The sequence below is a fragment of the Streptococcus caballi DSM 19004 genome (genome assembly GCF_000379985.1).
Taxonomy (GTDB): Bacteria; Bacillota; Bacilli; order Lactobacillales; family Streptococcaceae; genus Streptococcus; species Streptococcus caballi.
This window is the reverse complement of record NZ_KB904077.1, coordinates 22485-32304: the sequence shown is the minus strand read 5'-3', so window position 1 is coordinate 32304 and position 9820 is coordinate 22485. Positions and strand designations below refer to the sequence as shown.

Below are 9820 nucleotides of genomic sequence, written 5' to 3'. Positions count from 1 at the left end.
AGATTTTTAACAAAATTTAAAATCAGTGGGCAAATGGTGGGCAAACACCATCAAAACCTTGATATATCAATGGAATAAAAGGAGAGGAGGGGATTGCAGTACCTGAATATGCAGAAATTAACTGGATAAAAAGCCTATAAAATCTGGCTTTTTGATTTTTTATTTGGTTAAATTTGGCTAATTATTGGAAAATTGGTGGGCGAATGGTGGGCGCGAACTTTTTATAATTCAATCGTAAAGTAATTCAAATTTTGATATTTTTTTAACTTTTAGTCCGTTTTAACGGACTTTTCTTGTTTTTATGCTTTTAACCACAATTATGCAAAAAAACCGCCTCGAAATTGAGGCGGTTAAATACTATTTATAATAATTAACAAGGTCATCTTTATCCCAACAAGATAGCCACACGGTACCAAACTGGCCAAACTCAAACTTGCGCCAGTAATAACCACCATAATAGCCATCTTCACCAGTGTCAGTGATATGAGCTTCGTCAATCGCAAAACTGAAGTACATGCCAGCTTTGAAGTCCTTGTCGGCACCATCTGTGATATTGTTGCCGTCCTTATCAACCCAGTTTACCAAGTTGACAGGGATGCCGTTCTCTGTCCAATCAAAACCAATTGGGCAAAGGTAATCACACTTGATTTGATAAATGCCATTAACAAATGCAACCTCATTGGCCAAGTAGTAAGCCTTGCTGTCTGGCTGACGTGTGCTAGTTGGAACAACCGTGGCAGGTTGCTGATTAGTAACACTAGCACCAGTAAATCGCCAAACTTCAATATAGACAGGGCGGCTATTCCAATAGTAAGTGTCCCAGTTCCATTCTGACACTGCTGTGCCGGCTTGTCCACCTGTTGAATAGTCTACGCTGATAAAAGTATTAGCGTCTTTCATGACCCCGACATGGCCACCTGCGCCGCCAGATTGAGACATATCAGCACCCCAAGACATCAATACAATATCAGCACGTTGCGCTTTCCAGTCTTCGTTTTTGCTGACACGGATAGCACCGTTAGCGGCCAATTGCGAGCCTAACGTGACTGTTGATGGCAATCCTTTGATGGCTACACCAGCCTCTTTTAGAGCTTGGGAAACACCACCCGAACAATCAGCAGTGCCGTCTGAGCCGTTACGACTACCCAGCATTGAGTAAGTCAACCGTCCTTTGTGCTGGTCAAACCAGCCGACAAGTTTATCTTTATCCATCTTAGTCTCCTTTTCCAAACATACAAATAAGCCAGATTGCCCCTAAGACAAGAGCAAACCAGCCTTGATTGATTATTAGATACAATGGCAAAATAAAAGGCAGGATAATCGCTCCTGCCTCCGCCAATTCCCTAAACACTTACTGACCTTTCCAGTTATCATTCATCTGCTTGACAGCTGACTCGATAAAATTATCAATCTGTGAGTTAGTCAAGTAAATGTTGTACTGTTCTAAGCCTTTCTTGACAATATCTTTGGCATGTGCCAGCTTTTGTTCTTCGTGGATGTCCAGCTTTTGGGCTACCTGCTCAGTAGCACTGACTGCATTTTTGACAAGGATTTCTGTAATCTCTACAGCTTTTTGACCGCCTTTAGTGATAAGGTACTTTTTGACTGCCTGAACGGCAATACCTGCTAATATGACTAGTGTACTCATTGCCCCACTGGCAATAATATCTGTGATTTGATTCATGTTAATTCTCCTTTTTCAATTTTCTCGATGCGGTCACTCATCAGTGACACTTCACCCTTTAGCCCACCAATTTCACGGGCCATAGCGCCCATTTCTGCGGTAGTCTTTTCGAGATGATTCATCAAGCGGTCCTCCCGCTTATTACTTTCCTCTTTGGCTTGCTCGTGAAAATCCATGAGCTTAGCTTCTCGCTTATCTGATGTCTTAATCAGATAACGGATGACAAAACCAAATAATAAAATAAACAAAATAGCCCAAGCCACTTGGCTTTGAGCTATTCGTTCTGCGTGTTCGATTGGCAATGATTGATACCTCCTCTTTTAAATCTTTCTTTCGATTGCAGAAGCTATTAACCCATGACCTAAATTATTTGGATGCAATAGATCCGAAGTCGAGTTTGCAAAGAATTTTCCATATGATTCCGTGAGAGGATGTAGACCGCTGTCTGTGAATAGATCTATTACCTCAATAGACCAATGTGTACCCGCTTTCTTCACACGGTCCACATAGTCGTCGATGTAGTATCCTCTTAAATTTGAGTACGATTCCGAAGGCTGGACGTTTTTGGAACCTGCCTCAAAGTACGCTCGGTGGATTGGTGTTAAGTAAATAATTCTAGTGTCCGGAAAATTGGTTTTAAGATACCTCGAAAGATTGTTTAATCGTCCACAAAATGTATCATCATAAACAGGAGTTCTTTTCTTCAACTCAACCATGTTTCCGTTCTTGTTGACGGTCTCTGTTGAAATACTGAAGAAATCGCCTAATTCTACAGATGAATTAAAGTCGTTAGTACCGCCGAAAACAAAGATACAGTCAAATTTGATGTTCTTCGCTTTCAATTTTTGGGCATACTCAAGCATATTTTTGATTTGAGCACCTGAAACTGCTTCTGTATGTTGTACGAATCCATATTTTTCAGCAAGCAAATCACGATATAACTTAGTGGCGCCCACTCCAGCTGTGATTGAATCACCAATGAAACCTACAGTTTTACCTTCAAGCGTTCTCACTGATCCAGATTTGTTTGGCAACCAATCCAACATTGATTTCTCTTGCTTGATCAAGACATAGTTGGATTCTTCGTCGAAAAACTCATTGAAGCAGAAACGTACAAATTTAGCCTCAGCCGGAACTTTCATTTCTGTGATTAAATATTGACCATCGCCACCTTGAGTTGAGATGAAAGTCTTGTCCTCTGTATAATAAGCAATGGTCCCTGCATGGTGCATTGTCCTGATATTAACGTCAACGATGGAATCAATCGGAACCAATCTATTCAAAGAATGCCAACCATTTAATTCTGTGAAAATACCATCTCTTGAAATGTAATTATTTGGCTTCTCTTGTTTTGCATCCTCAACTGTCAAAATTTCAAGACCTAAAATATTGAACAATCTTTCAAAACGTGACAATCGTGAGTCGGTTCTTGATTTCAGAATGATTTTGAAAGGTTCTATTTTGTGAATTGAAAACCTCACAAAAACTGCACCCGTGTTACGGCGCAAATCTGTTAGATACGCAAAGTCATAATTTCCCAACTGAGACTTTCCAAGTGTATCATATGTAATTAATTGTTTATCCCAGCCGTAATATCCAATTCCTATCGCTCCATGTTTAGATGGAATTTGAACTGATTCGATATCATTAATAACAAAATAGTCTGTCGTAGCCCAGTCATCTCTTGCGACTAACTCATTGTTAAAATTGATGTAGAATCCATCCGTCACTCTCTTATCTGATACAGATTCGATGATTTCATTCTCTCCCAACGAACGTAACGAACCAACAAGTTGAGTAAGAAGCTTAATGACGCCACTTCCTTTGGTAGTCAAGATAGCATGAGTTGGATCTTCCCAATGGAAACAAAATCTCACAAATTTAGCCCCAGTTGGTACCTGCATACTTGAAATACGTTCAATTTTATTCCCACCTTGCCGTCCAATAAAACTCTTATTCACATCATAGTAAGCAATAGCAGACGCTCCTGGACGAGACTGAATTTCAGCATTGATAATATCTTGGATCGGATAGAAGTCATCCGTCCGGTACCATAAGTCATCAATTGATTGATTATTTCCATTTAAATCAATATATCCACGAACAAATTTTAGATCTGAATTGTAAATATTGGAAAACTGAGCTTTTATACTCTTTGATAAATTTTGATATATCGCCCCATCAACTGCAGCCCTTGCAGACATTACTTCAGCGGAAGACTCTTCTCCAGAAGTAATTGCATTTAAGTTGTTAATCAATTCAACCAATTCATTTTGTAAAGCTCCCATCCGTTCACTTAATGTAGGGTAAATACCCCTCGCCTTAGCCACTTCCATATTGGCATTGCCGTTAGCCGTCGCATCATCATAGACTTGCTGGATCCCGTCATGTATCGCTTTTCTAACGTCACGACCAAATACGCCATTTTTTATAGTTTTTAAATATTTTTCAATACCTGCCATTTAGCTTCCTCCTATTTCTTCTAATGGTGTGCTTGTTTTGAGCCTTTCTAACTCTTCGCTTATTTTGGCTGTCTCGTTCATGATTGTTGATAAGCTGTCAGCTAGCGCTTCTTTGCTGACAAGAGATGATGTTCTGGCTTTAATCATTTCGGCTTGATATTCTTCAGCGGTTTTAAACTTGTCACCGACTGTCAGAGTTGATTTTTCGACTTTTGAAATGTCAATTTGCCTACTGACAATCCTCAGATCCTCATCAAGGTTCATGATAGGGTTAATAACTCTATAAGTATTGCCTTCAACAAACTCATCAAAGTTCTTTTTGATAAGATTGAGATTGATAGCTTCCAGAGTGTACTGCGAAGCAGTCGCTTTCTGGCTGTTCATGACGTTTTCTGCTGATGACTTTAGTTTTTTGGGGTCTGTCTCATCGTCAATGACAAGATTATCAGCTCGTATACCAATTTCGCTTATCAAGTCAGCTCTGTCAACGTAAATTTTACCGCTGTTGACAGAGTCAATTGTCAGGCGCTTCCCAGTCGTCTCATCACGTTTGCCCAATGGAATTAAGCGAGTGATAACATTTTCAGGATTGAGTTTTTGAGAGTTTCGGACAAGGTTGACCGTCAACTTTATCTCAGTAGAGCTCCTGACACCAATCTTTTTCTTGATGTCAAGGTATCGCTTACCTTCTACTCGCCTAACCTGTATCTCAAGACTATAAGCACTCAAAATCAAATCAGTAATCAAGGCTAGTGTCTTCTTGTTGGCGTCAATTTCACACTCAATCTTGTCAGAGCTTCCGACAAAGTCAGCAATGTCACCAACATAAAAAGCTTTATAACTCTCAACAATGCTGTTATGATAGTCCAAAATCTTTTTTATTAAGCCACTGCGTGTGCCTTTATAAATTTCAGGCTGCTGCTTGCTATCATTAAGATAATCAAGCTCATCACGAGCATTATAAGTAAATGTCGTAATGCCAGATTCGACCATATCTTTCGAAAAAGGTCCAATCCTTCCACGAAATACCTCTTTACCAGTCAGCTCGTTGATGATTTCAATCTTTGTCAAAAATGGCCTGATGATACTTGCGTGCGCTGCATTGTTCGGTAAAAATTGAAAATCAAACTGGCCAACTTTATTGATTTCAAACTTGATGACACCAGTCATCAGCTTATTTCCACCTGTAAACGGATTGTGGATGATTGTTCCTTGACCATCATTGATTAGAGTTACTTTATACATTACAAAAGCTCCTTATGCCAGTTAAATGACAGCCTGCCAGTGCCTTTGACATGAATTTCGTTGACTTCGTCAAGAGTAAAATAGTCGTAAGTCCGACTCCCTACGCTAATATCATGCTCAGTACCGTTAAGTGTTAATTTAAACGGTGCTGTTGCTGTGATTTCAGGTCGTGCCAGAGCGATTCCGTTATTATAAAGCATGACGTCCGTTTCATCAGAGACATCAAACGATACATCTTGCAGCACATCAAGGTCAAAATTGATGTCATCCCAGATGTCATTGCCCTCGGCCTTTTCGGAAATCATGAAAGGATAGGCTGTGAAGGTGACCTTTAGGACTCCATGACTCCAATCCTCTTTAAAGTCTGAATTCCCTTGCACTTCAGCTAAAAAGTAAAAGCCTGGGTAAGCATCATCAACTAATTTAGCGTAGCCAGTCGTTCCCATAAGCCAGTTAATAGCTTTAGTTTTTGTGAAATTCATGGCTTCCTTTGTTCCATAGATGTCGTTCTGAATCTGGATGCTGTATGTCAGTTTGCGCTGTTCATACAACTGACCACCATAAACAGTTGAAAAGTCATAAACATCGTTAGAGAACGGTACTTGGACAGTTACTTTCTTTTTATTTGGAATACCAATGCTGCGCTCATTGAGCAAAAGGAGGCCCTCATCATCAAACGAGTGCCTCCCATTGTAAGTAATTCCATAATGCTTAGTGGTCATTAAATAGTTCCTCCATTTTCAATAATGCTCAGCCTTTGAGCCTGCTCATCTGAGATATAGCCCACCATCAACTTAGCAAATGTCTTGCCGTCTACATTTAAAACGATTGGCTGTGGCTTTTGTTCAGGTACCTGCACAATGATTTTCTCTGTGACAGTCGCCATAATACGATCTGCAATCATGCCAAGCGTTCCTTCATTAAGTGGTAAGACAGCTTCATTGCCAGCTTCACCACCAACAGCAACACTATTTCCAAGCATTCCAAAGGCAGTCGGTTTCGTAAGGATACCGCCTTTGGCAAACCAGGTAATGTCAACACTTGGAAGTGAACCTTCACCCCCAAATCCCCATGGTGCTTTACCACCGCTCACGGTAAATTTAGGGATTTTTGGACGTGGAAGAGACCATTCAAACTTAAATAGTTTTTTCATAGCCTCAATTGTGTCTGACACAATATTCTTCGCCCCCTCAATCATTGATTTGATGGTACTCTTGATAGTACTCCAAACGTTTTGAGTTGTTTCTAAAATACCATTCCAAACATTTGAAATGGTGTTTTTAATGCCATTAAAGATGCTGGACACTGTGCTGGAGATCGTGTTCCAAAGGTTGGACAAGAAGTTCCAAATGGCGTTCCAGATTGACATGACGGTGTTATAGATGCTGTTCCAGATGAACTGTAAGGTCATCATAATACCATTCCACACGCTGGATGCCGTGCTGGAAATCGTGTTCCAAAGATTTGACAAAAAAGTAGAGATAGCATTGAAGACACTCATAACAGTACTATAAATACTGTTCCAAATACTTGATAGAGTAGAAAGGATAGACTGCCAAATACTTGACGCGGTGGTGTAGATTGATTGACCTACGCCACTCAGGTAAGTGACAATCGCTGACCAGACACTTTGCACAACGCTTGAGATAGTCACTGACACATTGCTGACTACATCTTTTAACAAATTCCAAGAATTTGAAAAGATTTGAAGTAGTGCATCAAGCCATGTTTTGATGACATTATAAACGCCCTCAATAAAGTTCTTAGCAGTTTCCTTAATAGCTTTCCAAGCACCATCCCAATCGCCGTTTATGACCAGCATAACAGCTTTTATGATGCCTAAGATGGTATCTAGCGTAGTAGAAATGACTATTTTAACAATCGTCCAAGCTGCCTTGACACTAATCTTGATGTTTTCCATGGCAAGCTTTATGAGCGGTGCCAATTTGCTCATCACAGTCTTGATAGCTGACTGGATAGCATTCCAAACAGTCTTAGTCGTTGACTGGATAAGATCTTGATTTTTTGTCCACCAAGATGTCAACTTGCCCCAAATCCCCATCACAAAATTAGCGATAGTAGATACAATGTTTGAAAGAAAACCATAAATCGCATTCCAAGCGCCTATTACAGCTGTTCGAAAGCCCTCGTTGTTCTTCCAAAGATTTTTAAAAGCAACGACAAGCAAAGCAATTACAGCTATCACAGCTGCAACTATCGCAACAATTGGGGCGAATGACAATAATAGCCCGCCTATCGTAGTTCCAGCGGCCATAGCAGCTGCTTGCAGAGCAAGGAAAACTGGGAGCAGTGCGCCGATAACAACAATCAGACCACCCACAATAAGAATGAACTGTTTAACAGGCACTGATAGCCCACTAAACCACTTTGACACATCTTGAATTATCGAAGCCAGCTTTTTCATAATAGGTGCAAGTGTCTCTGCTATGACAGCTCCGACATCTGCCATGGCAAGTTTAATGGCGTTTTGTGCGGTTGTAAATTTGTCGATCGGGTCAAGTGTATTGTCGTATGTTTTACCAACGACACCCGATGAATTTTGCGCGGCCTGTGCTAAATCGTCAAAGGACAATGTCCCACGCTTAATAGCGTCCACCATCCGCGAAGCAGCTTTTGAACCAAAGACCTCTGAGGCTGTTGTCAAAGCTTCGGTTTCGTCAGTGCTGTTCCTAATTTTATCAATAGTTTCAGACAGCCCGTCTTTTAAGCTCTTGCCGTCCTTTGCATAGTTTACAGCAGCTTTTGACAAAGAGCTAAGAGCACCGCTAGAATCTACTCCAGCTTGCTCAAATTTACCCATGAGGGTCACGCCCTCATCAAAGGAAAGCCCAAGCTGTTTAATTTGTGGTGCGCCTGTGATGGCCTTGCTCATCAGGTCTTGGACACCAACGCCAGTTGCCTGGGATGTTAGAGTGACTACGTCAAGTACATTCCCTAAATCGCTAGCTTGTAATCCATAGGCCTCAATGGCCTGTTTGGCTGAGATGGCTGAGTCAGACACATCAGCACCATTGATTTCCGCAAATTTAATGAGATATTCTGAGGAAGATTGCAATGCATCGCCAGTCAGTCCAAACTGCGTGTTTAACTCCCCAACAGCGCTCCCAGCTGTTTCAAAGTCAGTTGGGATTGATGTTGATAAATTCTTTGCTATATCGCTCATTTCATCAAGAGAGTCTCCTGACGCTCCTGTTTTAGTGACGATGATATCCATACCTTCATCGACTTCGCGAAAAGCTTCAAGACTGTTCTGGCCAAATTCAACGACTTTATCTGATGCTGCAGCGATTTTGTCGCTAAAATCATTTATCAGATCAGCTTTCAAGAGGTTGTTAGTCTCAGTCTGCAGACTTTTCATGGTCTGTGTATTGTTGCTGACTGCTTGACCATTTCCGGCCAGAGCCTGATTAACACTTTCAAGTTTTCCCTCGTAGCCACCAAGGATGTTTTTGGTTTGCTCAACTTCACGCTGAAAGGCTCGATACTGTTCAGCGCCAATATCCCCAGATTTGAATTTTGCTTCAACCTGCGACTGTGCTTGCCTGAGTGTGTCTAGCTTCTCTTTGTTTGTCGCTACTTGCTTACCTAAAAGCTCTTGCTTTTGAGTAAGAAGGACAATGTTGCCTGGATCAAATTTCAAAGCTTTATCAATTTCCTTGATTTCCTTAGAAGTCTTGACAGCACTGTCATTGACACCTTTTAGGGCTTTTTCTAAAGGTTGCGTATTCCCGCCTATTTCAATCGTGATACCCTTAATGTTTTTTCCTGCCATACTACCTCCTTTCAAAAAAATAAAAGCCGCCAAAAGACAGCTTGGTTAAAATGAATCAAAGTCAGCCTGCGTGGCTTTGCGAGCTTGTCCAGTTGATCCATCACTATTCTGAGTACGAGCATTGATATAGTCTGTCTGATAGTCTAGAGCCATGCCCATAGTAATTTCCTTGAGTTCAGCAAGCGACAAGCCTGTCTCTTTACAGCAAGCTAAGTACGACTCAACTGTAAAGATGTCTGAGCTTGCATCTGCTGACTCATCGACTTTTTTTTAGTGACTAGATTTTGCTCAAGCATCTCAACTAGCACTGGGGCAACATCCGCAACAGGAAATGACTCCATTTTTTCAAAAAATGGCTGAAATGGTTCCAACTGAGGGTTTCCAGATTTTGCAAACATCCAAAAAAGGCGTTGGAAGAAAGTCATATCAAAGTTTTTCATAGCTGACATGTCCAGTTCTAGCTGTTCTACTTGACCTTCTTGCGATTGCTGCAACATAGCCATCATTTGCTCACTTTCAAACATGTTTAGCATTTCTTGAAAGTAGTCGCGACCAAATTCATTTTTGTATGCAATTGGTGTAAAGGCGTTTGTCACTAAGCGATACTCAACGCCGTCAACTGTAATCATTCTCTCC

The 9820-nt window shown here is 40.9% G+C and carries 9 protein-coding genes; all 9 read right to left on the bottom strand.

Features of this window, described 5'->3' with window-relative positions:
- Positions 1–357: 357 nt before the first annotated feature.
- Positions 358–1212 (bottom strand): lytic exoenzyme target recognition domain-containing protein, encoded by an 855-nt coding sequence (locus A3GS_RS0105640; RefSeq protein WP_026216295.1) that lies wholly within the window; start codon positions 1210–1212, stop codon positions 358–360.
- A gap of 139 nt (positions 1213–1351) precedes the next feature.
- Complete coding sequence (locus A3GS_RS0105635) at positions 1352–1684, bottom strand: phage holin (protein ID WP_018364450.1); 333 nt, start codon at positions 1682–1684, stop codon at positions 1352–1354.
- Positions 1681–1986, bottom strand: coding sequence for a hypothetical protein (locus A3GS_RS0105630; RefSeq protein WP_018364449.1), 306 nt, complete (start codon positions 1984–1986; stop codon positions 1681–1683). The genes A3GS_RS0105635 and A3GS_RS0105630 overlap by 4 nt, the downstream gene beginning before the upstream one ends.
- Positions 1987–2004: 18 nt before the next feature.
- The gene (locus A3GS_RS12030) at positions 2005–4146 is read right to left on the bottom strand and encodes an SGNH/GDSL hydrolase family protein (protein ID WP_018364448.1); all 2142 of its coding nucleotides are present in this window, start codon (positions 4144–4146) and stop codon (positions 2005–2007) included.
- A complete protein-coding gene (locus tag A3GS_RS0105620; RefSeq protein WP_018364447.1) occupies positions 4147–5391 on the bottom strand; it encodes a phage tail spike protein in 1245 nt (414 codons plus the stop codon). It abuts the gene before it with no gap.
- Positions 5391–6113 carry a phage tail family protein gene (locus A3GS_RS0105615; RefSeq protein WP_018364446.1) on the bottom strand — a complete coding sequence of 241 codons (723 nt, stop codon included), beginning with the start codon at positions 6111–6113 and terminating at the stop codon, positions 5391–5393. Before A3GS_RS0105615 ends, A3GS_RS0105620 begins: the two co-directional genes overlap by 1 nt.
- Complete coding sequence (locus A3GS_RS0105610; RefSeq protein ID WP_018364445.1) at positions 6113–9184, bottom strand: phage tail tape measure protein; 3072 nt, start codon at positions 9182–9184, stop codon at positions 6113–6115. The genes A3GS_RS0105615 and A3GS_RS0105610 overlap by 1 nt, the downstream gene beginning before the upstream one ends.
- 45 nt (positions 9185–9229) lie before the next feature.
- A complete protein-coding gene (locus tag A3GS_RS12905; protein ID WP_018364444.1) occupies positions 9230–9373 on the bottom strand; it encodes a hypothetical protein in 144 nt (47 codons plus the stop codon).
- Positions 9374–9393: 20 nt separating this feature from the next.
- On the bottom strand, positions 9394–9813 hold the full coding sequence (locus tag A3GS_RS0105600; protein WP_018364443.1) for a hypothetical protein: 420 nt from the start codon (positions 9811–9813) through the stop codon (positions 9394–9396).
- Positions 9814–9820 lie beyond the last annotated feature (7 nt).